The organism is Bradyrhizobium sp. USDA 4454 (assembly GCF_054822705.1).
Map to the genome: position 1 here is coordinate 3,384,566 of NZ_JBTRCN010000001.1, position 24,647 is coordinate 3,409,212.

The following is a 24,647-nucleotide window of genomic DNA, read 5'->3' on the forward strand; positions in this document are numbered from 1 at the left end:
GCTAGGCAATGCCAGGACGATATTGGTTCTCTTGAGCTCGTCCTCTTGAGATTGATTTCGGATGCATGACCTCGGTGGCGGACTGAACAGCGAACGCTGATCGGTTCGGGATCGCGGTCCTCTGTGGCGTCGAAGCGCTTTCCGCTCAGCGATGAGTGGTTGGCGCGATTTCGCTTTGCGCGGGTGTTTGATTCGCGTCGAGCGGGCCGTACGGGACGGCTTTTCCCGAGAAGAATTGGCGGGGCCATTCAAGGCTTCGCGAACTAAAGGGTGAAGGCTACATGCCGACGATCAACCAGCTGATCGCAAATCCGCGTGAAGTGCAGAAGTCGCGTAAGAAGGTGCCGGCGCTGCAGCAGTCGCCGCAGAAGCGCGGCGTGTGCACGCGCGTCTACACCACGACCCCGAAGAAGCCGAACTCGGCGCTTCGTAAGGTCGCCAAGGTGCGCCTGACCAACGGCTTCGAGGTGATCGGCTACATCCCGGGTGAAGGCCATAACCTGCAGGAGCACTCGGTGGTCATGATCCGCGGCGGTCGCGTCAAGGACTTGCCCGGCGTGCGTTACCACATCCTCCGCGGCGTGCTGGATACCCAGGGCGTCAAGAACCGTAAGCAGCGCCGTTCGAAGTACGGCGCGAAGCGTCCGAAGTAAGCGGGAAACGATCAGATGTCGCGTCGCCACTCTGCTGAGAAGCGTGAAGTTCTTCCGGATCCGAAGTTCGGGAACATCATCATTACGAAGTTCATGAACTCGGTGATGTACGCCGGGAAGAAGTCGGTCGCCGAAAACATCGTCTACGGTGCGCTCGGCATGATCGAGGCCAAGACCAAGCAGCCGCCGCTCAGCGTGTTCGAGCAGGCGCTCGAGAACGTCATGCCGACCATCGAGGTTCGTTCCCGCCGCGTCGGCGGCGCGACCTACCAGGTTCCGGTGGAAGTACGTTCGGTGCGCCGTCAGGCGCTCGGCATCCGCTGGCTGATCTCGGCCGCCCGCGAGCGCAACGAGAAGACTATGACCGAGCGTCTCTCGGCAGAGCTGCTCGATGCCTCGAACAATCGCGGCAACGCCGTCAAGAAGCGCGAAGACGTGCACCGGATGGCGGAAGCCAACCGCGCGTTCTCGCACTATCGCTGGTAAGGCGAATAACGGAATTTAAGGAACAGTCTCATGCCCCGCCAACATGCCATCGAGGACTACCGCAACTTCGGTATCATGGCGCATATCGACGCCGGCAAGACCACGACCACCGAACGCATCCTGTATTACACCGGCAAGAGCCACAAGATCGGCGAAGTGCACGAAGGTGCCGCGACGATGGACTGGATGGAGCAGGAGCAGGAGCGTGGCATCACGATCACCTCGGCTGCGACCACCGCGTTCTGGAACGGCAAGCGCCTGAACATCATCGACACCCCCGGCCACGTCGACTTCACCATCGAGGTCGAGCGTTCGCTGCGCGTGCTCGACGGCGCCGTTTGCGTTCTCGACTCCAACCAGGGCGTCGAGCCGCAGACCGAGACCGTGTGGCGCCAGGGCGACAAGTACAAGGTTCCGCGCATCGTCTTCGCCAACAAGATGGACAAAACCGGCGCCGACTTCTTCAAGTGCCTGTCCGACATCGTCGACCGCCTCGGCGCCAAGCCGATCGCGATCCAGCTTCCGATCGGCGCCGAGAACAACTTCAAGGGTCTCGTCGACCTCGTGAAGATGAAGGGCGTCATCTGGAACGATGAATCGCTCGGCGCCAAGTTCGACTATGTCGACATTCCGGAAGATCTGGTCGAGCAGGCCAAGGAATACCGCGAGAAGATGGTGGAAGCCGCCGTCGAGCTCGACGACGACGCCATGGCCGCCTATCTCGACGGCAAGGAGCCGGACGAGGCGACCCTGAAGCGCCTGATCCGCAAGGCCGTGCTGACCGGCGCGTTCTATCCGGTGCTGTGCGGCTCCGCGTTCAAGAACAAGGGCGTGCAGCCGCTGCTCGACGCCGTCGTCGACTATCTGCCGTCGCCGATCGACGTGCCCGCGATCAAGGGCACCGATGAGGACGGCAACGAGGTCGTGCGCAAGGCGGACGACAAGGAGCCGCTGGCGCTGCTCGCCTTCAAGATCATGGACGACCCGTTCGTCGGCACCATCACGTTCTGCCGCATCTATTCCGGCGTTCTGCAGTCGGGCACCGGCGTGGTGAACTCGACCCGCGAGAAGAAGGAACGTATCGGCCGCATGCTGCTGATGCATGCGAACAACCGCGAAGACATCAAGGAAGCCTATGCCGGCGACATCGTCGCGCTGGCGGGCCTGAAGGAAGCGCGCACCGGCGACACGCTGTGCGATCCCGACAAGCCGGTGATCCTCGAGAAGATGGAATTCCCGGAGCCGGTGATCGAGATCGCGATCGAGCCGAAGTCGAAGGCCGACCAGGAAAAGCTCGGCGTGGCGCTGGCCAAGCTCGCGGCGGAGGATCCGTCGTTCCGCGTGTCGACCGACACCGAGTCCGGCCAGACCATCCTGAAGGGCATGGGCGAACTGCATCTCGACATCAAGGTCGACATCCTCAAGCGCACCTACAAGGTCGATGCCAACATCGGCGCGCCGCAGGTGGCGTTCCGTGAGCGCGTGACTAAGAGGGCCGAAGTCAAGTACACGCACAAGAAGCAGACCGGCGGTACCGGTCAGTTCGCCGAAGTCTCGATCGTCGTCGAGCCGAATGAGCCCGGCAAGGGCTATGAGTTCGAATCGAAGATCGTCGGCGGTGCGGTGCCGAAGGAATACATCCCCGGCGTCGAAAAGGGCCTCAACAGCGTGATGGGTTCCGGCGTCGTCGCCGGCTTCCCGGTGGTGGACGTCAAGGTGCAGCTGGTCGACGGCAAGTACCACGACGTCGACTCGTCGGCGCTGGCGTTCGAAATCGCGGCGCGGGCTGCGTTCCGCGAGGCGCTGACCAAGGGCAAGTCCGTTCTGCTCGAGCCGATCATGAAGGTCGAGGTCGTGACCCCGGAAGACTACACCGGTTCGGTCATCGGCGACCTGAATTCCCGGCGCGGCCAGATCCAGGGCCAAGACATGCGCGGCAACGCCAACGTCATCAACGCGATGGTGCCGCTCATGAACATGTTCGGTTACGTGAACAACCTGCGCTCGATGAGCCAGGGGCGCGCGACCTTCACCATGCAGTTCGATCACTACGCCGAAGCTCCGGCGAACGTGTCGGCTGAAGTCCAGAAAAAGTTTGCTTGATTGTCGTTGGTTAGCAGCTAACGACTGAACGGAGAGTCAAATGGCCAAAGCAAAATTCGAGCGTAACAAGCCCCACTGCAACATCGGCACCATTGGTCACGTCGACCATGGCAAGACCTCGCTGACCGCAGCGATCACCAAGGTGCTTGCAGAAACCGGCGGCGCGACGTTCACCGCCTACGACCAGATCGACAAGGCGCCGGAAGAGAAGGCGCGCGGCATCACGATCTCGACCGCTCACGTCGAGTACGAGACGCAGAACCGCCACTACGCCCACGTCGACTGCCCCGGCCACGCCGACTACGTCAAGAACATGATCACCGGTGCCGCCCAGATGGACGGCGCGATCCTGGTCGTGTCGGCTGCCGACGGCCCGATGCCGCAGACCCGCGAGCACATCCTGCTCGCCCGCCAGGTCGGCGTGCCGGCGCTGGTCGTGTTCCTCAACAAGTGCGACATGGTCGACGATCCGGAGCTGCTCGAGCTCGTCGAGATGGAAGTCCGCGAGCTGCTCTCGAAGTACGAATTCCCGGGCGACGACATTCCGATCATCAAGGGCTCGGCGCTCGCCGCCCTCGAAGACAAGGACAAGAAGCTCGGTCACGACGCCATCCTCGAGCTGATGCGCAATGTCGACGAGTACATCCCGCAGCCCGAGCGTCCGATCGACCAGCCGTTCCTGATGCCGGTTGAAGACGTGTTCTCGATCTCGGGCCGCGGCACCGTCGTCACCGGCCGCGTCGAGCGCGGCGTGATCAAGGTCGGCGAGGAAATCGAAATCGTCGGTATCCGCGACACCCAGAAGACCATCGTCACCGGCGTCGAAATGTTCCGCAAGCTGCTCGATCAGGGCCAGGCCGGCGACAACATCGGTGCGCTGCTCCGCGGCACCAAGCGTGAGGAAGTCGAGCGTGGCCAGGTGCTGTGCAAGCCCGGTTCGGTCAAGCCGCACACCAAGTTCAAGGCTGAGGCCTACATCCTCACCAAGGAAGAGGGCGGTCGCCACACCCCGTTCTTCACCAACTACCGTCCGCAGTTCTACTTCCGCACCACCGACGTGACCGGTGTCGTGCATCTGCCGGAAGGCACCGAGATGGTGATGCCGGGCGACAACATCGCGATGGAAGTGCACCTGATCGTGCCGATCGCGATGGAAGAAAAGCTGCGCTTCGCGATCCGCGAAGGCGGCCGCACCGTCGGCGCCGGCGTCGTCGCCGCGATCATCGAGTAACTACGCGAATAGGGAATGGCGAGTAGCGGGTGGGGCACCATTCGCTATTCGCTACTCGCCACTCACTAAAGAAAGAATACGGCAATGAACGGCCAAAATATTCGCATCCGTCTCAAGGCGTTCGACCATCGAATCCTCGATACGTCGACCCGCGAGATCGTGAACACGGCGAAGCGCACCGGTGCGCAGGTTCGCGGACCGATTCCGCTGCCGACCCGTATCGAGAAGTTCACCGTCAACCGTTCGCCGCACGTTGACAAGAAGAGCCGCGAGCAATTCGAGATGCGCACCCACAAGCGCCTCCTCGACATTGTCGACCCGACCCCGCAGACCGTCGATGCGCTGATGAAGCTCGACCTGGCCGCCGGTGTCGACGTCGAGATCAAGCTCTAAGGTTTTGGATTTTTACGTCCGCCGCTTGCGGACAGAAAGACAGGAAGCACGCCGATGCGCTCCGGAGTGATCGCACAGAAGGTCGGGATGACGCGGGTCTTTACGGAGACCGGCGAGCATATCCCTGTGACCGTGCTGAAGTTGGGCAACTGCCAGGTGCTGGGCCACCGCACGACCGAGAAGAACGGCTATGTCGCGCTTCAGCTCGGCTCGGGCGCCCGCAAGACCGTGTACATGCCCAAGGCCGAACGCGGCCAGTTCGCAGTCGCCAAGGTCGAGCCGAAGCGCAAGGTCGCCGAGTTCCGCGTGTCCGAGGACGCGCTGATCCCGGTCGGCGCGGAAATCCAGGCGGACCATTTCGTGGTCGGCCAGTTCGTCGACGTGACCGGCACCTCGATCGGTAAGGGCTTCGCCGGCGGCATGAAGCGCTGGAATTTCGGCGGCCTGCGCGCCACCCACGGTGTGTCGATCTCGCACCGTTCGATCGGTTCGACCGGTGGCCGTCAGGACCCCGGCAAGACCTGGAAGAACAAGAAGATGCCCGGCCACATGGGCGTCGACCGCATCACCACGCTCAATCTGCGCGTGGTGCAGACCGACGTCGAGCGCGGCCTGATCCTCGTCGAAGGCGCCGTTCCCGGCTCCAAGGGCGGCTGGATCTCGGTGCGCGACGCCGTCAAGAAGCCGCTGCCGAAGGAAGCTCCGAAGCCCGGCAAGTTCAAGGTGGCCGGCGGCGAGGCTGCCGAGGCTGCGGCCGAGAAGGAGGGCGCGTGAGATGGAACTGAAAGTCACGACCCTTGAAGGCAAGGACGCCGGATCCGTCGAGCTCTCGGACGCGATCTTCGGTTTGGAGCCGCGCGCCGACATCATTCAGCGCTGCGTGCAGTGGCAGCTGAACAAGCGTCAGGCCGGCACCCACAAGGCCCAGGGCCGCGCCGACGTTTGGCGCACCGGCAAGAAGATGTACAAGCAGAAGGGCACCGGCGGCGCCCGTCATGGCTCGGCCCGCGTGCCGCAGTTCCGGGGCGGTGGCCGTGCGTTCGGTCCGGTGGTTCGCTCCCATGCGACCGACCTGCCGAAGAAGGTGCGCGCGCTGGCGCTCAAGCATGCGCTGTCGGCCAAGGCCAAGGACGGCGGGCTCGTCGTGATCGACAACGCTGCCGTCAAGGAAGCCAAGACCAAGGCGCTGCTCGGTCACTTCTCCGGCCTCGGGCTCACCAACGCGCTGATCATCGACGGCGCCGAGCTCAATGCCGGTTTCGCGACCGCGGCCCGCAACATCCCGAACATCGACGTGCTGCCGATTCAGGGCATCAACGTCTACGACATTCTCCGCCGCCACAAGCTGGTGCTGACCAAGGCTGCGGTTGATGCGCTGGAGGCGCGCTTCAAATGAAGAACATCGACCCGCGCCATTACGACGTGATCGTCGCTCCTGTCGTGACCGAAAAGGCGACGCTCGCCTCCGAGCACAACAAGGTGCTGTTCAAGGTCGCCAGCAAGGCGACCAAGCCGCAGATCAAGGAAGCGGTCGAGAAGCTGTTCGACGTCAAGGTGAAGAGCGTCAACACCCTCGTTCGCAAGGGCAAGACCAAGGTGTTCCGCGGCAATCTCGGCTCGCAGTCGGACACCAAGCGCGCGATCGTGACCCTGGAAGAGGGCCACCGCATCGACGTGACTACCGGACTATAAGGCGCAACGACGATGGCATTGAAAACCTACAATCCCACGACGCCGGGCCAGCGCCAGCTGGTCATGGTCGATCGTTCGGCGCTCTACAAGGGCAAGCCGGTGAAGACCCTGACCGAGGGCAAGCTCGGCAATGGCGGTCGCAACAACACCGGTCGTATCACCGTGCGTTTCCGCGGCGGCGGCCACAAGAAGGCCTACCGCACCGTCGACTTCCGCCGCGACAAGGTGGACGTGCCGGCGGTCGTGGAGCGGCTCGAGTATGATCCGAACCGCACCGCGTTCATCGCGCTGATCAAGTATCAGGACGGCGAGCTGGCCTACATCCTGGCGCCGCAGCGTCTGGCGGCGGGCGACACCGTGGTCGCCGGCAACTATGTCGACGTCAAGCCGGGCAACGTCATGCCGCTCGGCAACATGCCGGTCGGCACCATCGTGCACAACATCGAGCTGAAGATCGGCAAGGGCGGCCAGCTGGCGCGTTCCGCCGGCACCTACGCCCAGATCGTCGGCCGCGACCAGGACTACGTCATCCTCCGCCTGAACTCGGGTGAGCAGCGTCTCGTGCACGGCCGTTGCCGCGGCACGATCGGCGCGGTCTCGAACCCGGACCACATGAACATCTCGATCGGCAAGGCCGGTCGTACCCGCTGGCTCGGCTGGCGTCCGCACAACCGCGGCGTCGTCATGAACCCGATCGACCATCCGCACGGCGGTGGTGAAGGTCGCACCTCGGGCGGTCGTCACCCGGTCACTCCGTGGGGCAAGCCGACCAAGGGCAAGAAGACCCGCACCAACAAGTCGACCAACAAATTCATTCTCCTCAGCCGCCACAAGCGGAAGAAGTAAGGAACGCCGGACATGGTTCGTTCAGTCTGGAAAGGCCCGTTCGTCGAGGGTTCTCTGCTCAAGAAGGCAGATGCCGCCCGCGCGTCCGGCCGTCACGACGTCATCAAGATCTGGAGCCGCCGCTCCACCATCCTGCCGCAGTTCGTCGGCCTGACCTTCGGTGTCTACAACGGCCAGAAGCATGTGCCGGTGGCGATCAACGAGGAAATGGTGGGTCACAAGTTCGGCGAGTTCTCGCCGACCCGGACCTTCCACGGCCACTCGGGCGACAAGAAAGCCAAGAAGGCTTGAGGAATAGACGATGAGCAAACCAAAGCGCGAACGTAGCCTCGCGGACAATGAGGCCAAGGCCGTCGCCCGCATGCTGCGCGTCAGCCCGCAGAAGCTGAACCTGGTGGCGCAGCTGATCCGCGGCCGCAAGGCGTCCGCTGCGCTCGCCGACCTGCAGTTCTCGCGCAAGCGGATCGCGGTCGACGTCAAGAAGTGCCTGGAATCGGCGATCGCCAACGCCGAGAACAACCATGACCTCGATGTCGACGATCTCGTCGTTGCCGAGGCGCATGTCGGCAACGGCATCGTGATGAAGCGTTTTGCTCCGCGCGGCCGTGGCCGTTCGGGCCGTGTGTTCAAACCGTTCTCGCACCTGACCATCGTGGTTCGTCAGGTCGAGGCCGAGGCAAGCGCCTAAGAAGGGCGCAGGAGAAGACGATGGGTCAAAAGATCAATCCAATCGGGCTGCGTCTCGGCATCAACCGGACCTGGGACTCCCGTTGGTTCGCCGGCAAGCAGGAATACGGCAAGCTCCTGCACGAGGACGTCAAGATTCGCGAGATCCTGCACAAGGAGCTTAAGCAGGCGGCTGTCGCCCGCATTGTGATCGAGCGTCCGCACAAGAAGTGCCGCGTGACGATCCACTCGGCCCGTCCGGGCGTCGTGATCGGCAAGAAGGGCGCCGACATCGACAAGCTGCGCAAGAAGGTCGCCGACATCACCTCGTCGGACGTCGTGATCAACATCGTCGAAATCCGCAAGCCGGAGCTCGATGCCACCCTGGTCGCTGAATCGATCGCCCAGCAGCTCGAGCGCCGCGTTGCGTTCCGCCGCGCCATGAAGCGCGCCGTGCAGTCGGCGATGCGTCTCGGCGCCGAGGGCATCCGCATCAACTGCTCGGGCCGTCTCGGCGGCGCCGAAATCGCGCGCATGGAGTGGTATCGCGAAGGTCGCGTGCCGCTGCACACGCTGCGCGCCGACGTCGACTACGGCGTCGCCACCGCGTTCACGACCTTCGGCACCTGCGGCGTCAAGGTCTGGATCTTCAAGGGCGAGATCCTCGAGCACGATCCGATGGCCCAGGACAAGAAGATGGCGGAAGGCGACAACACGCCGCGTTCGCGCCGCGACGCCGCTTGAGGCAAAGCAGGAATTTGAGGGCTTAAAGCCATGATGCAACCTAAGAAAACGAAGTTCCGGAAGGCGCATAAGGGCCGTATCCACGGCGTTGCGACCTCTGGCGCGACGTTGGCGTTCGGCCAGTTCGGCCTGAAGGCGATGGAGCCTGACCGCGTCACCGCCCGTCAGATCGAAGCCGCCCGCCGCGCGCTGACCCGTCACATGAAGCGCGCCGGCCGCGTCTGGATCCGCGTGTTCCCGGACGTGCCGGTGTCGAAGAAGCCCGCCGAAGTCCGCATGGGCTCCGGCAAGGGTGCGCCGGAATTGTGGGTGGTCCGGGTCAAGCCGGGCCGCGTGATGTTCGAGATCGATGGCGTGCCGGTGCAGACCGCCAGGGAAGCACTGTCGCTCGCTGCCGCCAAGCTGCCGATCAAGACGCGCTTCGTCGCGCGCATTGCGGAGTAATCGCCATGGCCGAGATGAAAGTTGAAGACATTCGCGCGATGAGCGACGACCAGCGGGAAGACGCGGTCCTGAACCTGAAGAAGGAACGCTTCAACCTGCGTTTCCAGCGCGCCACCGGGCAGCTGGAGAACACCTCGCGGATGCGGGAAGCCCGCCGCGATATCGCTCGTATCAAGACCATCGCCGCGCAGCTGCGCGCGAAGAAGAAGTAAGGGGCCGCTATGCCGAAACGTACTCTGCAGGGCGTGGTCGTCAGCGACAAGCAAGCCAAGACGATTGTGGTGCGCGTCGATCGCCGCTTCACCCACCCGATCTACAAGAAGACGATCCGCCGTTCCAAGAACTACCACGCGCACGACGAGAACAACCAGTTCAAGCCGGGCGATATGGTCTGGATCGAGGAATCGAAGCCGATCTCCAAGCTGAAGCGCTGGACCGTGGTCCGGGGCGAACACAAGAAAACGGCCTGATTTCTTCGGCCTGGCCGAAGTACTTCAGGGAAATTTTGGGCGCGCTAAAGCGCAGAAAGAGGACGAGGTGCATCAATGATTCAGATGCAGACCAACCTCGACGTGGCCGATAATTCAGGCGCACGCCGTGTCATGTGCATCAAGGTTCTTGGAGGTTCCAAGCGCCGCTATGCCACCGTGGGCGACGTTATCGTTGTGTCGATCAAGGAAGCCATTCCGCGTGGCAAGGTGAAGAAGGGCGACGTGATGAAGGCCGTCGTGGTCCGGGTCCGCAAGGACATCCGCCGCGCCGACGGTTCGGTGATCCGTTTCGACCGCAACGCCGCCGTGCTGATCAACAATCAGTCCGAGCCGGTCGGCACCCGTATCTTCGGGCCGGTGCCGCGCGAGCTGCGCGCCAAGAACCACATGAAGATCATTTCGCTCGCGCCGGAGGTGCTGTGATGGCTGCCAAGATCCGCAAGGGCGACAAGGTGATGGTGCTCACCGGCCGCGACAAGGGTCGCACCGGCGAGGTGTTCGAGGTGCGTCCGGACGAGAACAAGGCTCTGGTTCGCGGCATCAACATGGTGAAGCGTCACCAGAAGCAGAGCCAGACCCAGGAAGGCGGCATCATCTCCAAGGAGGCGCCGATCCACCTGTCCAACATTGCGTATGTCGGCAAGGACGGAAAGCCGACCCGCATTGGGTTCAAGATTCAGGCCGATGGCAAGAAGGTTCGTGTTGCCAAGAGCTCGGGAGCAGAGATCGATGGCTGATACCGCTTACATTCCGCGCCTGCGCGCGGAGTACGACAAGAAGATTCGCGGCATGATGACCGAGAAGTTCGGTTATGCCAACGTGATGCAGGTGCCGCGCCTCGACAAGGTCGTGCTGAACATGGGCGTTGGCGATTCCGTCAATGACCGCAAGAAGGCCGAGACCGCCGCCGCCGAGCTGACCCAGATCGCCGGCCAGAAGGCGATCGTGACCTATTCGCGGATCGCGATCGCGACCTTCAAGCTGCGCGAGAACCAGCCGATCGGCTGCAAGGTCACGCTGCGCAAGGCGCATATGTACGAGTTCATCGACCGCCTGGTGAACGTGGCGCTGCCCCGCGTCCGCGACTTCCGCGGCCTGAACCCGAAGAGCTTCGACGGCCGCGGCAACTATTCGCTCGGCATCAAGGAGCACATCATTTTCCCCGAGATCGACTTCGACAAGGTCTCGGAAGCGCGTGGCATGGACATCACGGTCTGCACCACCGCCAAGACCGACGACGAGGCGCGTGCCTTGTTGACCGCTTTCAATTTCCCGTTCCGGCAGTGAGTAGCTGAGCCAAAGCCACTCAAACGCGGATACCCAGGAGCCAAGCATGGCAAAGAAGAGTTCAGTCGAGAAGAACAACCGGCGCAAGCGGATGGCGAAGAACGCCGGCCCGCGCCGCGAGAAGCTGAAGGCGATCATCGCCGACAAGACCAAGCCGATGGAAGAGCGCTTCGCGGCGACGCTGAAGCTCGCCGAGATGCCGCGCAACTCGTCGCCGACGCGCATCCGCAACCGCTGCGAGCTGACCGGGCGTCCGCGCTCGAACTATCGCAAGAACAAGCTCTCGCGCATCGCGCTGCGTGAACTCGGCTCCAAGGGCCTGGTTCCCGGCCTCGTGAAGTCGAGCTGGTAAGGGGAGGGTCGGAACCATGTCTACGCACGATCCGATCAGCGATCTCATCACCCGCATCCGCAACGCGCAGATGCGTTCCAAGTCCAAGGTCTCGAGCCCGGGCTCGAAGATGCGCGCCAACGTGCTCGAGGTGCTGAAGTCCGAGGGCTACATCCGCGGCTACGCCAGCGTCGAGCACGCCTCGGGCCGCAGCGAGCTCGAGATCGAGCTGAAGTATTTCGACGGCGAGCCCGTCATCCGCGAGATCGAGCGGGTGTCGAAGCCGGGTCGCCGGGTTTACGCCTCGGTGAAGAACCTGCCGCGCGTGAACAACGGTCTCGGCATTTCGGTGTTGTCGACGCCGAAGGGAATCATGGCTGACCACGAGGCGCGCGACGCCAACGTGGGCGGCGAAGTTCTCTTCACGGTGTTCTGAGGAAGGATTTTTTACGATGTCACGTATCGGCAAAAGGCCGGTGGCGATCCCGTCGGGTGTGACGGCGACCGTCGAGGGCCAGACCGTCAAGGTGAAGGGGCCGAAGGGCGCGCTTCAGTTCGTCGTGCATGACGACGTCGAGGTGAAGTTCGAGAACGGCCAGGTCAAGGTCGCTCCGCGGGTCAAGACCAACCGCGCGCAGGCGATGTACGGCACCGCGCGCGCGCAGGTCGCCAACCTCGTCGAGGGCGTCACCAAGGGCTTCGAGAAGAAGCTCGAGATCACCGGCGTCGGCTACCGCGCCGCGATGCAGGGCAAGAACCTGCAGCTCGCGCTCGGCTACAGCCACGACGTGGTCTACGCGATCCCGGAAGGCATCACCATCGCGGTGCCGAAGCCCACCGAGATCACGATCACCGGCAACGATCCGCAGCGCGTCGGCCAGGTCGCCGCCGAGATCCGCGCCTACCGTCCGCCGGAGCCCTACAAGGGCAAGGGCGTGAAGTACGCCAACGAATTCATCTTCCGCAAGGAAGGCAAGAAGAAGTAACGGAGCCGGTCATGTCACTCAAGGTTACGAATGCCCGGCGCAAGCAGCGCGTGCGCCTTGCGCTTCGCCGCTCTGCAGGCGGCCGCCCGCGGCTGTCGGTGTTCCGCTCGTCCAAGCACATCTACGCCCAGGTCATCGACGACCAGAAGGGCGAGACGCTGGCGTCGGCCTCGTCGCTGGAAAAGACCATGCGCGACGCCGGCAAGACCGGCGCCGACATCGATGCGGCGAAGGCGGTCGGCAAGCTGCTCGCCGAGCGCGCGGCGCAGAAGGGTGTCAAGGAAGTCGTGTTCGATCGCGGCGCCTACATCTATCACGGGCGCGTCAAGGCGCTCGCGGATGCGGCGCGCGAAGGCGGATTGAGCTTCTAAACGAATCGAACGATTACGAGGAAAGAGGCTTCGGGCCTCCTAGAGATTGGAAAACACCATGGCAGGTGAACGCGAACGCGGCGGACGCGAACGGAGCAGGGAGCGCGAGGAGCGCGACAGCGAGTTCGTCGACAAGCTCGTCCACATCAATCGCGTGGCGAAGGTCGTCAAGGGCGGCAAGCGCTTCGGCTTCGCAGCGCTGGTCGTGATCGGCGACCAGAAGGGCCGGGTCGGTTTCGGCCACGGCAAGGCGCGCGAAGTGCCGGAAGCGATCCGCAAGGCGACCGAGTCGGCGAAGCGCAATCTGACCCGCGTCGCGCTGCGCGAAGGCCGCACGCTGCATCACGACATCGCCGGCCGTCACGGCGCCGGGCGCGTCTATCTGCGTGCAGCTCCGGCCGGTACCGGCATCATCGCCGGCGGCCCGATGCGCGCGGTGTTCGAGACGCTCGGCATCCAGGACGTGGTGGCGAAGTCGATCGGCTCGTCGAATCCCTACAACATGGTTCGCGCGACCTTCGACGCGCTGAAGCATCAGGATTCGCCGCGCTCGGTGGCTGCGCGCCGCAACATCAAGGTCTCCACCCTGCAGTCGCGCCGCGTCGGCGGCGACGCTGAAGCGGTGGCGGAATAACCCGCGCGACCAGCGCTTTCTGGAGTTCAAGACGATGGCCAAGGCCAGCAAGACGATCAAGGTCGAGCAGACCGGCAGCGCGATCCGCCGCCATCACTCGCAGCGTTCGACGCTGATCGGCCTCAAGCTCAACAAGATCGGCCGGGTTGCCGAGCTGCAGGACACCCCTGAAGTTCGCGGCATGATCAGCAAGGTTCAGCATCTCGTCCGCGTCGTCGGCGAGTAAGCAGAGATAAGGAGAAGGGCGATGAAGCTCAGCGATATCGCCGACAACGCCGGCTCGCGCAAGAAGCGCATGCGTGTCGGCCGTGGCATCGGTTCCGGCAAGGGCAAGACCTCGGGCCGCGGCGGCAAGGGCCAGACCGCGCGTTCGGGCGTCCGCATCAAGGGTTTCGAAGGCGGTCAGATGCCGATGCATCGCCGTCTGCCGAAGCGCGGCTTCAACAACATCTTCCGGCTCGACTTTGCCGAGATCAATCTCGACCGTCTACAGGAAGCGATCGACAACAAGCTGGTCGATGCGAGCGCGGCGGTGAACGTCGAGACGCTGGTCAAGGCCGGCGTGCTGCGCCGCGCCAAGGACGGCCTGCGGCTGCTCGGCCGCGGCGAGCTCAAGACCAAGCTGACCATCGAAGTGCACGGCGCTTCCAAGTCGGCTATTGCTGCGGTCGAGAAGGCCGGCGGCTCGGTCAAGATCCTGGCCCCCGCCAAGGAAGAAGGCGAAGCCGCGTAACATCTGCGTCATTGCCCGCGGCCGCGCGGGCAATCCGCAGATCGAATGATGGACTTATCGAGGCCGAGCACCAGATAATGTCCGGTGTCTGCCGACCACCCCAATAGAACGGGTTCTTGGGGCGGCTGGCAAAGGGGCTCCGGGAGAAAGCCGAACATGGTCTCAGCAGCCGAACAACTCGCCGCCAACCTCAATTTCGGATCTCTGGCGAAAGCCGACGAGCTGAAGAAGCGCATCTGGTTCACCCTGGGTGCGCTGCTTGTTTATCGGCTGGGCACCTACATCCCGCTGCCGGGCATCGATCCCAACATCTGGGAGCAGGTGTTCCGCAGCCAGTCCGGCGGCATCCTCGGCATGTTCAACATGTTCGCCGGCGGCGGCATCCACCGCATGGCGATCTTTGCGCTCAACATCATGCCGTACATCTCGGCATCGATCATCGTGCAGCTGTTGACCACCGTGTCGCCGCAGCTCGAGGCGCTGAAGAAGGAAGGCGAGGCGGGCCGCAAGACGCTGAACCAGTACACCCGCTACCTGACGGTGATCCTGGCGCTGTTCCAGTCCTACGGCATTGCGATCGGCCTCGAAGGCGCCGGCAATGTCGTCAGCGATCCCGGCATGTTCTTCCGGATTTCGACCGCGATCACGCTGACCGGCGGCACCATGTTCCTGATGTGGCTCGGCGAGCAGATCACCTCGCGCGGCATCGGCAACGGCATCTCGCTGATCATCCTGTCCGGCATCGTCGCCGAGCTGCCGTCGGCGCTCGCCAACATGCTGGAACTCGGCCGTCAGGGCGCGATGTCGACCGGCCTGATCCTGATCGTCATCGTGATGGCGGTCGCCGTGATCGCCTTCATCGTGTTCATGGAGCGCGCGCAGCGCCGGCTGCTGATCCAGTATCCGAAGCGCCAGGTCGGCAACAAGATGTTCGAGGGCCAGTCCTCGCATCTGCCGCTCAAGCTCAACACCTCCGGCGTGATTCCGCCGATCTTCGCCTCGTCGCTGCTGCTGCTGCCGACCACGGTCGCGAACTTCAACGCCGGCAAGGGGCCGGAGTGGTTCCAGTGGCTCACCACCCAGCTCAGCCACGGCCGCCCGCTGTTCCTGCTGCTCTATCTGGCGCTGATCGTGTTCTTCGCCTTCTTCTACACCGCGATCGTGTTCAACCCGACCGAGACCGCGGACAATCTGAAGAAGCATGGCGGCTTCATCCCGGGCATCCGGCCCGGTGAGCGCACCGCGGAATATATCGACTACGTGCTGTCGCGCATCACGGTGCTCGGCGCGATCTATCTGGCGATCGTCTGCCTGATTCCCGAAATTCTGATTTCCTATGCCTCGGTCCCATTCTACTTTGGTGGCACCTCTCTTTTGATCGTCGTCAGTGTAACGATGGATACCGTATCGCAGGTGCAGGGCTATCTGCTCGCTCATCAGTATGAAGGGCTGATCAGGAAGTCGAAGCTCAGGGGAGGCCGCCGCCGCTGATCGCGGCGCGGCGCCAAACTCAAAACACAGGTGTGCGGACGTCGCCCACCTAGCCGGGGGGCGAAACAGATATGAGATTGATCCTTTTGGGGCCGCCGGGCTCGGGCAAGGGAACCCAGGCGCAGCGGCTGGTGCGCCGGCACGGCATCGTTCAGCTCTCGACCGGCGAGATGCTGCGCGCGGCGGTGGCCGCAGGCACCCCGGTCGGCTTGCAGGCCAAGGAGATCATGGCCAACGGCGGCCTGGTTCCCGACGAAGTGGTGGTGGGAATCATCGCCGATCGGATCGAGGAGCCCGACGCCAAGAAGGGTTTCATCCTGGACGGCTTTCCGCGCACCGTGCCGCAGGCCGAGGCGCTCGACGAGCTGCTGCGGAAGAAGCACCTCAAGCTCGATGCCGTCATCGAGCTGCGCGTCAACGAGAGCGCGCTGCTCGCCCGCGTCGAGAAGCGCGCCGAAGAGACCCGCGCCCGCGGCGAGGAAGTCCGCCTCGACGACACGCCGGAAGTGCTGACCAAGCGGCTGGCGCAGTACCGCTCGATGACGGAGCCGCTGATTCACTATTACTCGGAGCGGCGGAAGCTCCTGACGGTCGATGGCATGATGACCATCGAGCACGTCACCCGCGAGATCAACCGGATCCTGACCGCGCTCGGCGCGCTGGAACCACGGGATCACGAGGATCACGCCAAAGGGGCCAAAAAGGCCGTCAAGACGGTGAAGAAGACCGCCAAGAAACAGGCCAAGAAGGCGGCCAAATCGGCTCAAAAAGCCGCAAAGCCCGCCCGGAAGGCTGCCAAGGCGCCCTCCAAGGCCAAAGCTGCCAAGAAGGCCCCAAAGAAGGCCGCTCGCGCGGCGAATGCTCGGAAGGGGGCAAAGACCGCCAAAAAGGCCGCAAAAAAGCTCACGAAAAAGCGAGCTAAACGCTAGGAGCGGTTGACGAAACCGACATGAATCCTTTAATAAGCCCCGCATCCAAGTGGATAGTTTTATGACGATGCCGGGCCCCAAAGGACATGAGGGGTGGGCGTCGTGTTCGCGTTTGTGGACACAAGCCCGCAAGTAGCAAGAACTTGAGAAGCCCGTATCCGTGATGGAGCGGCGACAGGAGAGAAGTCCGTGGCCCGTATTGCCGGCGTCAACATTCCGACCAACAAGCGCGTCCTGATCGCGCTTCAGTACATCCATGGCATCGGCCAGAAGAATGCGGCCGACATCATGGAGAAGGTGAAGATCCCGGTGGACCGTCGCGTCAATCAGTTGACCGACCAGGAGGTCCTCCAGATCCGTGAAGTCATCGACCGCGACTATCTGGTCGAGGGCGACCTCCGTCGCGAGGTCGGCATCAACATCAAGCGGCTGATGGACCTCGGCTGCTATCGCGGCCTGCGTCATCGCCGCGGTCTGCCGGTGCGCGGCCAGCGCACCCACACCAATGCGCGCACGCGCAAGGGGCCGGCCAAGGCGATCGCCGGCAAGAAGAAGTAAGTTTTGCGAATTGCAGGTGGGGGGTAGCGAATCGAAATTCGCTACTCGCCATTTGCGTTTTGAGGTGTAGCCGCTGGCACTACGGCGGCGTTGAGATCACAGGAAAGGTTTGAAATGGGCAAGGAAGCCACCCGCGTACGCCGCCGCGAACGCAAGAACATCGCCTCCGGCATCGCGCACGTGAATTCGTCGTTCAACAACACGACCATCACCATCACCGACGCGCAGGGCAACACCATCGCCTGGTCGTCGGCCGGCACCATGGGCTTCAAGGGCTCGCGCAAGTCGACCCCCTACGCCGCGCAGGTCGCGGCGGAAGACGTCTCCAAGAAGGCGCAGGAACACGGCATGCGCACGCTGGAGGTTGAAGTGGCCGGCCCGGGTTCGGGCCGTGAGTCGGCGCTGCGCGCGCTGCAAGCCGCGGGCTTCACCGTCACCTCGATCCGCGACGTGACCACGATCCCGCACAATGGCTGCCGTCCGCGCAAGCGTCGGCGCGTTTGATCTGTAAGTCGCGGGCGGCCTCTGGCCGCCTGCGATGGTTTTTGGAATTGACCGCGCGGACTGATCCGCGATCTCCAACGCCGGGTTCGGCCGTTCGATTTGGCCCTGTGACCGGCAAATGGGTGAAACAGTGACGATCCAGAAAAATTGGCAAGAACTCATTCGACCGAACAAGCTGCAGGTGACGCCGGGCTCGGACGCGAGCCGGTTCGCCACCGTCGTCGCCGAGCCGCTCGAGCGTGGCTTCGGCCAGACGCTCGGCAACGCGCTGCGCCGCATCCTGCTGTCCTCGCTGCAGGGCGCCGCGGTGCAGTCGGTGCACATCGATGGCGTGCTGCACGAATTCTCCTCGATCGCTGGTGTGCGTGAAGACGTCACCGACATCGTGCTCAACATCAAGGACATCTCGATCAAGATGCAGGGCGAAGGCCCGAAGCGCATGGTCGTGAAGAAGCAGGGCCCGGGCGCCGTCACCGCCGGCGACATCCAGACCGTCGGCGACGTCACTGTGCTCAATCCCGACCTGCAGCTCTGCACGCTGGACGACGGCGCCGAGATCCGCATGGAGTTCACGGTCACGACCGGCAAGGGCTATGTCGCCGCCGAGCGCAACCGGCCTGAGGACGCGCCGATCGGCCTGATCCCGGTCGACAGCCTGTTCTCGCCGGTCCGCAAGGTCTCCTACAAGGTCGAGAACACCCGTGAGGGCCAGATCCTCGACTACGACAAGCTGACCATGACGATCGAGACCAACGGCGCGATCTCGCCGGAGGACGCGGTGGCCTACGCTGCACGCATCCTGCAGGACCAGCTCAACGTGTTCGTCAACTTCGAAGAGCCGCGCAAGGAAGTCACGCAGGAGATCATCCCCGATCTCGCGTTCAACCCGGCGTTCCTCAAGAAGGTCGACGAGCTCGAACTGTCGGTGCGTTCGGCAAACTGTCTGAAGAACGACAACATCGTCTACATCGGCGACCTCGTGCAGAAGTCGGAAGCGGAAATGCTCCGCACCCCGAACTTCGGCCGCAAGTCGCTGAACGAGATCAAGGAAGTGCTGGCCCAGATGGGTCTGCATCTCGGCATGGAAGTGCCGGGCTGGCCGCCGGAGAACATTGACGAGCTCGCCAAGCGCTTCGAGGATCACTACTAAGCATTTGTCATTCCGGACGTCGCGAAGCGGCGATCGCAGATGCGCAATTGCGCATCGGGGAATCTCGAGATTCCGGGTTCGGTGCTGCGCATCGCCCCGGAATGACGTCACCGGGCGAACGTGGGATGCCCACCCGCACTTGTCGCTGAACCACCGCGACAGAATTGAAGAAGGAAGAAGTCAATGCGTCACGGCAAGGTTCATCGGAAGCTCAACCGCACCGCCGAGCACCGGCGTGCGATGTTCGCCAACATGGCGGCCGCGCTGATCAAGCACGAGCAGATCGTCACCACGCTGCCGAAGGCCAAGGAGCTGCGGCCGATCGTCGAGAAGCTCGTCACGCTCGGCAAGAAGGGTGGGTTGTCGCTGCGCCGCCAGGCGATCTCCGAGCTGCGCGACCTCGACCAGGTCAAGAAGCTGTTCGACACGCTGGCGACCCGCTACAAGGACCGCCAGGGCGGCTACACCCGCATCATCAAGGCCGGCTTCCGCTACGGCGACAACGCCGCGATGGCCGTGATCGAGTTCGTCGACCGCGACGTCGACGCCAAGGGCCAGGATTCGGGTCCGGCGCAGGGCGGCGAGGCCGAGGCGGCGTAAGCCAGTCTTCGCCGAGGCGGCCTTAAGCCGCTCTCGAGCCCAGGTTTTGAAAACGGCGCCTTCGGGCGCCGTTTTTGTTTGGCTTCGGGCGCCGTTTTGTTTGGCAACGGCTCTATCCCCACGGTCGTCCTGGCGAAAGCCAGGACCCATAACCCCAACAGCTCATTGTTGCAGGCGCTGGGGCCACGATCCCGCTCACCATCGGACGCGGTGGTAATGGGTCCTGGCCTTCGCCAGGACGACCTCGCTGTGGCATGTTCCTCACGCATCGGTGAGAGCGATTGCGGCTCGTTGTGCCGCCCCCGATATCTCGACCAGCATCAATGGAGATGACGTCATGAAAATCGACCTTTCCGGAAAGACTGCGCTGGTGACCGGCTCGACCGCGGGCATCGGCAACGCCATCGCCAGGGGGCTGGCCGAAACCGGCGCCGAGGTCGTGGTCAATGGCCGCGGTCAGGCCAAGGTCGATGCGGCGGTGGCCGCGATCGCGAAGGCAGTGCCCGGCGCCAAGGTCCGCGGCATCGCGGCCGACGTCTCGACAGCATCAGGCTGCAAGGCGCTGCTCGCGGCGCTGCCGGAGGTCGACATCCTCGTCAACAATGCCGGTATCTTCGAGCCGAAGGGCTTCTTCGACATTCCCGACGAGGACTGGAGCCGCTTCTTCGAGGTCAATGTGATGTCGGGCGTGCGGCTGTCGCGCGGCTACATGCAGGGCATGCTGAAGCGCAACTGGGGGCGCATCGTCTTCATCTCCTCGGAGTCCGGCCTCAACATCCCGACCGAGATGATCCACTACGGCATGACCAAGACCGCGCAGCTTGCGATCGCGCGCGGGCTTGCGGAGCTGACCAAGGGCACCGCGGTCACCGTCAACTCGGTGCTGCCTGGACCGACCATGTCGGAAGGCGTCGAGACCTTCGTCAAGGATCTCGCCAGGCAGAACGGCCAGTCGGTCGAGGAGGCGGCCGCCAACTTCGTCAAGCAGCACCGGCCGACCTCGCTGTTGCAGCGCTTTGCCAGCACCGAAGAGATCGCCAATCTCGTGGTCTATGTTTGCTCGAAGCAGGCCTCCGCGACGAACGGCGCCGCGCTGCGCGCCGAGGGCGGCATCGTCAATACGATCGCGTAAGCGCGCATGTCGGCCTATGTCATCTCGGAGGTCGAGATGCGGGACGCTGCGGCGTTCGAGGCCTATCGCACATTGGCGGCGAAGACCATCGAACACTATGGCGGACGCTACATCGTGCGCGGCGGCGCCGCCGAGCTGGTGGAGGGCGGTCCGCCGCCGAAGACAATCGTCATCGTCGAGTTTCCGACGATGGCGCGTCTGCGCGAATGGTACGCGTCCACGGAGTACGCGCAAGCGCTCAAGCATCGGTGGACGGCGCTGGAGCGGCGGCTGCTGTTTGTCGAGGGCGTGCCGCCGGTCTAGGAAGCTATCCCGGCCAACTTTTTGAATCGGCTCGCCAAGGTTTCGGATCACCTCTCCTCCGCAACTCGGGTCCACCCGAGTTGCGGAGGAGAGGTAATCCTTCGACGCTGCTCCAGCTCAACCTAAGCTCATCGGGGAATTTGCCGACCACGCTCGCTGGCGCGTTCGGCTCGTGGCCGTCATAGCTCAGGTGAAATCGATAGCCGTCGCCGACAAGGCATTTCCGACCGGCTTGCAAACGAGATCGATGAGCCCGACCTGGTCGATCGCACCGGCCGCGCGCAACGCCCCGCGTCATCCACTCCGGATCGATCCGCGACGGATCGGCCGTGAGCAAACGCATCGGCTTTCTCCCATCCCCTTTGCATACCCTTGGGGCGCCAGCACCGCTCCGCCCCGTGGGGAAGTCATGTAGGGCGGGTTAGCGTAGCGTAACCCGCCGTCTTCGGCGCGTGCGGCGGCGGGTTACGGCTCCCGCCTTCGCTCGTTGGCTGCGGCGGACGTGGTCGCTTAATCCACCCTACGCAGCGGAGCTACCAGCCCTCCAGCACGATCTTGCCGCGCGACTTGCCGCTCTCCAGCAGCGCGTGCGCGCGCTTGAGGTTGGCGGCGTTGATGGTACCGAAGGTCTGGTCGAGCGTGGTGCGCAGCACTCCCTTGTCGATCAAATCGGCGACGTCGTTGAGCAGATGATGCTGCGCAATCATGTCCGGCGTCTGGAACGAGGAGCGCGTGAACATCGATTCCCAGTGCACCGACACCGCCTTGCCCTTGAATACGGCGACGTTGAATTCCGCGGGATCGTCGATCAGGCCGAACCTGCCTTGCGGTGCGATGAAGTCGGCGATCGACTTGTAGTGCTGGTCGGTGAAGGTGAGGCTGGCGACCAGGCCGACCGGTGGCAGCTTCAACTTCTCGATCTGCTCCTTCATCGGCTGCGCGTGATCGATAACCGCATGCGCGCCGAGATCGCGGCACCATTTCTGCGACTCCGGCCGCGTCGCAGTTGCGACCACGGTGAGGCCGGTGAGGCGGCGTGCGAGCTGGATCAGAATCGAGCCGACGCCGCCGGCGCCGCCGATGATCAGGAGCGTGCGCGGATCGAGGCTCTTGCCCGGCACCGCGCCGAGCCGGTCGAACAGCAATTCCCAGGCGGTGATCGAGGTCAGGGGCAGGGCGGCAGCCTGCGCGAATGACAGCGAGGCCGGCTTGTTGCCGACGATGCGTTCGTCGACCAGGTGAAATTCCGAATTGGTGCCCTGGCGCTGGATCGAGCCCGCGTAGAACACCTCATCGCCGGGCTTGAACAGCGACACGTCGGGTCCGACCGCGTCGACCACGCCGGCCGCATCGAAGCCGAGGATCTTGTAGCTGCCGTCCGTCGGCGCCGCGCGCTTGCGCACCTTGTAGTCGACCGGGTTGGCCGAGATGGCCTTCACCGCGACGCGGATGTCGCGCCCCTTCGGCTCGGGCTTGGCGATCTCGAAATCGACGAGCGACTCCGCCGCCTCGATCGGCAGCGATTTTTGGTATCCGACGGCCTTCATGTTGGTCTCCGTGGTGGGGCGGTTGCCTGCCGCCTTACCTGTCGCGCTGGCGTCCTTTTGGCAAGTACTGTAAAAACAGGGAACTAGTCCCTGTTTGTATACTATTGGAAAAATGCCGATGAAACGGAAGAATTTTGCCCGCCGGCCGGGTTGCGCGGTCGAGGCAGCGCTCGACCTGATCGACGGCAAATGGAAGGGCGTGATCCTGTATCATTTGCAGGCAGGCACCCAGCGCTTCGGCGAGCTGCGGCGGCGCATGCCCGGCATCACCCAGCGCATGCTGACCAAGCAGCTTCGCGCGCTCGAGGACGATGGCCTCGTGATCCGCAAGGTCTATGCCGAGGTGCCGCCGCGGGTCGAATACACGCTGTCCGAGCTGGGCGAGAGCCTGCGCCCGGTGATCGACATCCTGAAAGCCTGGGGCGAGGGCCATCAGGAGCGGCTGTCCTGCGCGCCGGCGCCGGAGATTGTCGCGAAGAAGAAGCGCGCGGCGTGATGCGTTCGCGCTTCACCTCTCCCGGAGGGAGAGGTCGGATCGCATCGCAAGATGCGATCCGGATGAGGGATTACGCTCCATCAAGGAGACGGCGCCCCTCACCCGAATTGCACTGGACGATGCTTCGCATCGCCAGGCGCAATTTGACCTCACCCGTTGGGGAGAGGTAAGTCGCCTCAGAACGCGACCTGCGTGCGCAGCGCGACAGCGTCGAACTTCGAGCCGGCATCCGCGCTCGACGTCGCAGACGCCTGCTTGGCGATGTCGCCGTGCAGATAGTTCAGCATGAAGCGGACGTTGTTGTTGACGTACCAGTTCAGCGCGGCGGTGTAGACGGTCTGCCGTCCACCCGCGACGCCGACCGCCTGGCCGACCTGGTCGTTGAGGTTCATCGTGCTGACGCGGCCGGCGATTTCCCAGGCGCCCCAGCCGCCGCCGGCGAGCGAGAACGGATCGTGCGGTTTGATTCCACTGTAGGAGGCCGTCGCCGGATTGTAGGCGTGGTTCTCGCCGGTCAGCACATAGCCGACCTGCGCGTAGCCGCCGTCGAATTTCAGGCTCGGCGCGCCGAATGGCGGCAGCCCGGTATTCGCGGAGCGGTCGACGTTGAACCAGTAGTACTCGCCCTGGGCGATGAACGGGCCGTAGGTCGCCGCGGCCTCGACGCCGTAGACCTGCGCGCCGGAGACGTTGGCGATCGCGCCGGTCGAGATCAGCGTCGTCGGATCGATGCGCAGCTCGGGCCGGTCGCTCAGCGTGAGCGTCTGTGCCTGGGTGAGCTGGTTGCGCGGCGGCTGCACCAGCCATTCCGCGTCGGCACCGATATGCACCGAATAGTTCTTGCCGCTGATCGGATTGCCGGCGACGCGGACGACGCCGCCATACTGCTCGGAGGTGCCGGCCGGCGAGGCTGACGAGGCGGAGTGGATCGCGCCCGTGGTCGGTCCGGTGACATAGCCGCCGATCCAGAGCTGGTCGTTCCACCAGCGGGTGCCGGCGCCGGAGCGGAAGTCACCGGCCGCGATGTTCTGCGCGATGATGCCGACCGAGGCGCGTTCCATGAACAGGATGTCGTTGGAGCTGGTGGCTTCGTCCAGCGTCCACGGGATATCCATGATGCCGCCTTCGATCGCCATCTTGCCGCCGAACGGCTTGAAGCCGGTGTAGCTCAGATAGGCGTTCTCGACGCCGGAGGTGCCGCCGCCGGGCAGCGATCCCGGCGCCGCGCCGCCGAAGCCGTCGGACGAGCCGCCGAAGTCGTAGATCAGCGCGTAATTCCAGTCGCCGAAGAACTTGCCGACGACGCCGATGCGGGCACGGCGCAGGTTCTCGCCGCTGTCGAGCTTCTGCGGCGAGGTGGCTGCGGTGTTCGGGCGATAGTCATAGCCGCCGACGTCCCAATGAATGCGGCTGGTGATCGCGACGCAGTTCTGTTCGTCCGCGGTACAGATCGTCGGCCGGTTGTTCGGCATCGTCACCACGACGCCGGACGGCGCGGCCGGGCCTTTCACCGGGATCGCCGCGTTCGCGCTTGCGACCCGTGCCGCCTTTGCATCAGTTGCCTTGGCATCGGCCGCTTTCGCGTTGGCGTTCGCGCTGGCCGCGGTCGCGGTATTGGCGTTGGTCTGCTTCTGCAGTTTGTCGAGCTTCTGCTCGAGCATCTTCAGCTGCTGCTTGAGCAGCGCGATCTCCGCGTCGCTGCCGCCGCCTGCCGATTGCGAATAGGCCGGCGAGGCGGCGAGCGCCCCCGCAAGCCCGATGGCGATTGCACCAACTTTTGTCGCACCCATTGTGCACCCCTGTTGCGTTTTGAAGTCCCCACTCACTCACCAAAGCGTCCTAGGAG

At 63.8% G+C, this 24,647-nt stretch carries 36 protein-coding genes; 34 read left to right on the forward strand and 2 right to left on the reverse strand.

Annotated elements, in window-relative coordinates:
• The first annotated feature begins 281 nt into the window (after nt 1-281).
• The 33 genes from rpsL to ACVIW0_RS15835 all read left to right on the forward strand — a co-directional run bounded on the left by rpsL (nt 282) and on the right by ACVIW0_RS15835 (nt 20,758).
• On the forward strand, nt 282-653 hold the full coding sequence (gene rpsL, locus ACVIW0_RS15675) for a 30S ribosomal protein S12 (protein WP_006611834.1): 372 nt from the start codon (nt 282-284) through the stop codon (nt 651-653).
• 15 nt (nt 654-668) lie between these two features.
• Entirely contained in the window at nt 669-1,139 is a 471-nt protein-coding gene (gene rpsG, locus ACVIW0_RS15680; RefSeq protein WP_461353144.1) for a 30S ribosomal protein S7, read from the forward strand.
• A gap of 30 nt (nt 1,140-1,169) precedes the next feature.
• The gene (gene fusA / locus ACVIW0_RS15685) at nt 1,170-3,242 is read left to right on the forward strand and encodes an elongation factor G (protein WP_461353145.1); all 2,073 of its coding nucleotides are present in this window, start codon (nt 1,170-1,172) and stop codon (nt 3,240-3,242) included.
• Between the two features lie 40 nt (nt 3,243-3,282).
• Nucleotides 3,283-4,473, forward strand: coding sequence for an elongation factor Tu (gene tuf, locus ACVIW0_RS15690; RefSeq protein WP_021081658.1), 1,191 nt, complete (start codon nt 3,283-3,285; stop codon nt 4,471-4,473).
• An 84-nt stretch (nt 4,474-4,557) separates the two neighbouring features.
• Nucleotides 4,558-4,866 (forward strand): 30S ribosomal protein S10, encoded by a 309-nt coding sequence (rpsJ, locus tag ACVIW0_RS15695; RefSeq protein WP_002712302.1) that lies wholly within the window; start codon nt 4,558-4,560, stop codon nt 4,864-4,866.
• Nucleotides 4,867-4,920: 54 nt separating this feature from the next.
• Nucleotides 4,921-5,640: a 50S ribosomal protein L3 gene (gene rplC, locus ACVIW0_RS15700; RefSeq protein ID WP_279706650.1), complete on the forward strand. Its 720-nt coding sequence runs from the start codon at nt 4,921-4,923 to the stop codon at nt 5,638-5,640.
• Nucleotide 5,641: 1 nt separating this feature from the next.
• Entirely contained in the window at nt 5,642-6,262 is a 621-nt protein-coding gene (rplD, locus tag ACVIW0_RS15705) for a 50S ribosomal protein L4 (RefSeq protein WP_461353146.1), read from the forward strand.
• Nucleotides 6,259-6,558 (forward strand): 50S ribosomal protein L23, encoded by a 300-nt coding sequence (locus ACVIW0_RS15710; RefSeq protein ID WP_376964080.1) that lies wholly within the window; start codon nt 6,259-6,261, stop codon nt 6,556-6,558. Before rplD ends, ACVIW0_RS15710 begins: the two co-directional genes overlap by 4 nt.
• A gap of 12 nt (nt 6,559-6,570) precedes the next feature.
• Nucleotides 6,571-7,404: a 50S ribosomal protein L2 gene (gene rplB, locus ACVIW0_RS15715; protein WP_461353147.1), complete on the forward strand. Its 834-nt coding sequence runs from the start codon at nt 6,571-6,573 to the stop codon at nt 7,402-7,404.
• 12 nt (nt 7,405-7,416) lie between these two features.
• The gene (rpsS, locus tag ACVIW0_RS15720; RefSeq protein WP_018272137.1) at nt 7,417-7,695 is read left to right on the forward strand and encodes a 30S ribosomal protein S19; all 279 of its coding nucleotides are present in this window, start codon (nt 7,417-7,419) and stop codon (nt 7,693-7,695) included.
• A 10-nt stretch (nt 7,696-7,705) separates the two neighbouring features.
• On the forward strand, nt 7,706-8,092 hold the full coding sequence (gene rplV, locus ACVIW0_RS15725) for a 50S ribosomal protein L22 (RefSeq protein ID WP_018272136.1): 387 nt from the start codon (nt 7,706-7,708) through the stop codon (nt 8,090-8,092).
• Between the two features lie 20 nt (nt 8,093-8,112).
• Nucleotides 8,113-8,814, forward strand: coding sequence for a 30S ribosomal protein S3 (rpsC, locus tag ACVIW0_RS15730; RefSeq protein WP_018272135.1), 702 nt, complete (start codon nt 8,113-8,115; stop codon nt 8,812-8,814).
• A gap of 30 nt (nt 8,815-8,844) precedes the next feature.
• Nucleotides 8,845-9,258: a 50S ribosomal protein L16 gene (gene rplP / locus ACVIW0_RS15735; RefSeq protein ID WP_461353148.1), complete on the forward strand. Its 414-nt coding sequence runs from the start codon at nt 8,845-8,847 to the stop codon at nt 9,256-9,258.
• Nucleotides 9,259-9,263: 5 nt separating this feature from the next.
• Nucleotides 9,264-9,470, forward strand: coding sequence for a 50S ribosomal protein L29 (gene rpmC, locus ACVIW0_RS15740; protein WP_021081654.1), 207 nt, complete (start codon nt 9,264-9,266; stop codon nt 9,468-9,470).
• Nucleotides 9,471-9,479: 9 nt separating this feature from the next.
• Nucleotides 9,480-9,728, forward strand: coding sequence for a 30S ribosomal protein S17 (rpsQ, locus tag ACVIW0_RS15745; protein WP_016843754.1), 249 nt, complete (start codon nt 9,480-9,482; stop codon nt 9,726-9,728).
• Between the two features lie 75 nt (nt 9,729-9,803).
• Nucleotides 9,804-10,172 carry a 50S ribosomal protein L14 gene (gene rplN / locus ACVIW0_RS15750; RefSeq protein WP_011473865.1) on the forward strand — a complete coding sequence of 123 codons (369 nt, stop codon included), beginning with the start codon at nt 9,804-9,806 and terminating at the stop codon, nt 10,170-10,172.
• Nucleotides 10,172-10,486 (forward strand): 50S ribosomal protein L24, encoded by a 315-nt coding sequence (rplX, locus tag ACVIW0_RS15755; RefSeq protein WP_456754198.1) that lies wholly within the window; start codon nt 10,172-10,174, stop codon nt 10,484-10,486. Before rplN ends, rplX begins: the two co-directional genes overlap by 1 nt.
• The gene (gene rplE / locus ACVIW0_RS15760; protein ID WP_461353149.1) at nt 10,479-11,036 is read left to right on the forward strand and encodes a 50S ribosomal protein L5; all 558 of its coding nucleotides are present in this window, start codon (nt 10,479-10,481) and stop codon (nt 11,034-11,036) included. The genes rplX and rplE overlap by 8 nt, the downstream gene beginning before the upstream one ends.
• A gap of 46 nt (nt 11,037-11,082) precedes the next feature.
• The gene (rpsN, locus tag ACVIW0_RS15765) at nt 11,083-11,388 is read left to right on the forward strand and encodes a 30S ribosomal protein S14 (protein ID WP_016843757.1); all 306 of its coding nucleotides are present in this window, start codon (nt 11,083-11,085) and stop codon (nt 11,386-11,388) included.
• A gap of 16 nt (nt 11,389-11,404) precedes the next feature.
• The gene (gene rpsH, locus ACVIW0_RS15770; protein WP_021081651.1) at nt 11,405-11,803 is read left to right on the forward strand and encodes a 30S ribosomal protein S8; all 399 of its coding nucleotides are present in this window, start codon (nt 11,405-11,407) and stop codon (nt 11,801-11,803) included.
• Nucleotides 11,804-11,819: 16 nt separating this feature from the next.
• Entirely contained in the window at nt 11,820-12,353 is a 534-nt protein-coding gene (gene rplF / locus ACVIW0_RS15775) for a 50S ribosomal protein L6 (protein WP_050402254.1), read from the forward strand.
• Nucleotides 12,354-12,364: 11 nt separating this feature from the next.
• A complete protein-coding gene (rplR, locus tag ACVIW0_RS15780) occupies nt 12,365-12,724 on the forward strand; it encodes a 50S ribosomal protein L18 (RefSeq protein ID WP_016843760.1) in 360 nt (119 codons plus the stop codon).
• A 58-nt stretch (nt 12,725-12,782) separates the two neighbouring features.
• Nucleotides 12,783-13,358: a 30S ribosomal protein S5 gene (rpsE, locus tag ACVIW0_RS15785; RefSeq protein WP_139862949.1), complete on the forward strand. Its 576-nt coding sequence runs from the start codon at nt 12,783-12,785 to the stop codon at nt 13,356-13,358.
• Between the two features lie 34 nt (nt 13,359-13,392).
• Nucleotides 13,393-13,584, forward strand: a complete 192-nt coding sequence (gene rpmD / locus ACVIW0_RS15790) for a 50S ribosomal protein L30 (protein ID WP_024578582.1) — start codon at nt 13,393-13,395, stop codon at nt 13,582-13,584.
• A gap of 21 nt (nt 13,585-13,605) precedes the next feature.
• The gene (rplO, locus tag ACVIW0_RS15795; protein ID WP_461353150.1) at nt 13,606-14,091 is read left to right on the forward strand and encodes a 50S ribosomal protein L15; all 486 of its coding nucleotides are present in this window, start codon (nt 13,606-13,608) and stop codon (nt 14,089-14,091) included.
• Between the two features lie 156 nt (nt 14,092-14,247).
• Nucleotides 14,248-15,582, forward strand: coding sequence for a preprotein translocase subunit SecY (secY, locus tag ACVIW0_RS15800; protein WP_456754201.1), 1,335 nt, complete (start codon nt 14,248-14,250; stop codon nt 15,580-15,582).
• A gap of 71 nt (nt 15,583-15,653) precedes the next feature.
• The gene (locus tag ACVIW0_RS15805; RefSeq protein ID WP_461353151.1) at nt 15,654-16,511 is read left to right on the forward strand and encodes an adenylate kinase; all 858 of its coding nucleotides are present in this window, start codon (nt 15,654-15,656) and stop codon (nt 16,509-16,511) included.
• Between the two features lie 189 nt (nt 16,512-16,700).
• On the forward strand, nt 16,701-17,069 hold the full coding sequence (gene rpsM / locus ACVIW0_RS15810; protein WP_016843766.1) for a 30S ribosomal protein S13: 369 nt from the start codon (nt 16,701-16,703) through the stop codon (nt 17,067-17,069).
• A gap of 114 nt (nt 17,070-17,183) precedes the next feature.
• On the forward strand, nt 17,184-17,573 hold the full coding sequence (gene rpsK, locus ACVIW0_RS15815) for a 30S ribosomal protein S11 (RefSeq protein ID WP_006021048.1): 390 nt from the start codon (nt 17,184-17,186) through the stop codon (nt 17,571-17,573).
• 118 nt (nt 17,574-17,691) lie between these two features.
• Nucleotides 17,692-18,723 carry a DNA-directed RNA polymerase subunit alpha gene (locus ACVIW0_RS15820; RefSeq protein ID WP_461353152.1) on the forward strand — a complete coding sequence of 344 codons (1,032 nt, stop codon included), beginning with the start codon at nt 17,692-17,694 and terminating at the stop codon, nt 18,721-18,723.
• 183 nt (nt 18,724-18,906) lie between these two features.
• Nucleotides 18,907-19,323 (forward strand): 50S ribosomal protein L17, encoded by a 417-nt coding sequence (gene rplQ / locus ACVIW0_RS15825; protein WP_212014904.1) that lies wholly within the window; start codon nt 18,907-18,909, stop codon nt 19,321-19,323.
• Nucleotides 19,324-19,660: 337 nt separating this feature from the next.
• Nucleotides 19,661-20,455: an SDR family NAD(P)-dependent oxidoreductase gene (locus ACVIW0_RS15830; protein ID WP_461353153.1), complete on the forward strand. Its 795-nt coding sequence runs from the start codon at nt 19,661-19,663 to the stop codon at nt 20,453-20,455.
• A gap of 6 nt (nt 20,456-20,461) precedes the next feature.
• Nucleotides 20,462-20,758, forward strand: a complete 297-nt coding sequence (locus ACVIW0_RS15835) for a DUF1330 domain-containing protein (protein ID WP_461353154.1) — start codon at nt 20,462-20,464, stop codon at nt 20,756-20,758.
• A gap of 533 nt (nt 20,759-21,291) precedes the next feature.
• Here ACVIW0_RS15835 and ACVIW0_RS15840 read toward each other — a convergent pair.
• Nucleotides 21,292-22,305 carry a zinc-binding alcohol dehydrogenase family protein gene (locus ACVIW0_RS15840; RefSeq protein WP_461353155.1) on the reverse strand — a complete coding sequence of 338 codons (1,014 nt, stop codon included), beginning with the start codon at nt 22,303-22,305 and terminating at the stop codon, nt 21,292-21,294.
• A 118-nt stretch (nt 22,306-22,423) separates the two neighbouring features.
• Between ACVIW0_RS15840 and ACVIW0_RS15845 the strand changes: the two genes are divergently transcribed.
• Nucleotides 22,424-22,801 carry a winged helix-turn-helix transcriptional regulator gene (locus ACVIW0_RS15845; RefSeq protein ID WP_461353156.1) on the forward strand — a complete coding sequence of 126 codons (378 nt, stop codon included), beginning with the start codon at nt 22,424-22,426 and terminating at the stop codon, nt 22,799-22,801.
• A 176-nt stretch (nt 22,802-22,977) separates the two neighbouring features.
• On the opposite strand, the gene ACVIW0_RS15850 is transcribed toward ACVIW0_RS15845, so the two are convergent.
• Nucleotides 22,978-24,591, reverse strand: a complete 1,614-nt coding sequence (locus ACVIW0_RS15850; protein ID WP_461353157.1) for an OprO/OprP family phosphate-selective porin — start codon at nt 24,589-24,591, stop codon at nt 22,978-22,980.
• Nucleotides 24,592-24,647: the final 56 nt, after the last annotated feature.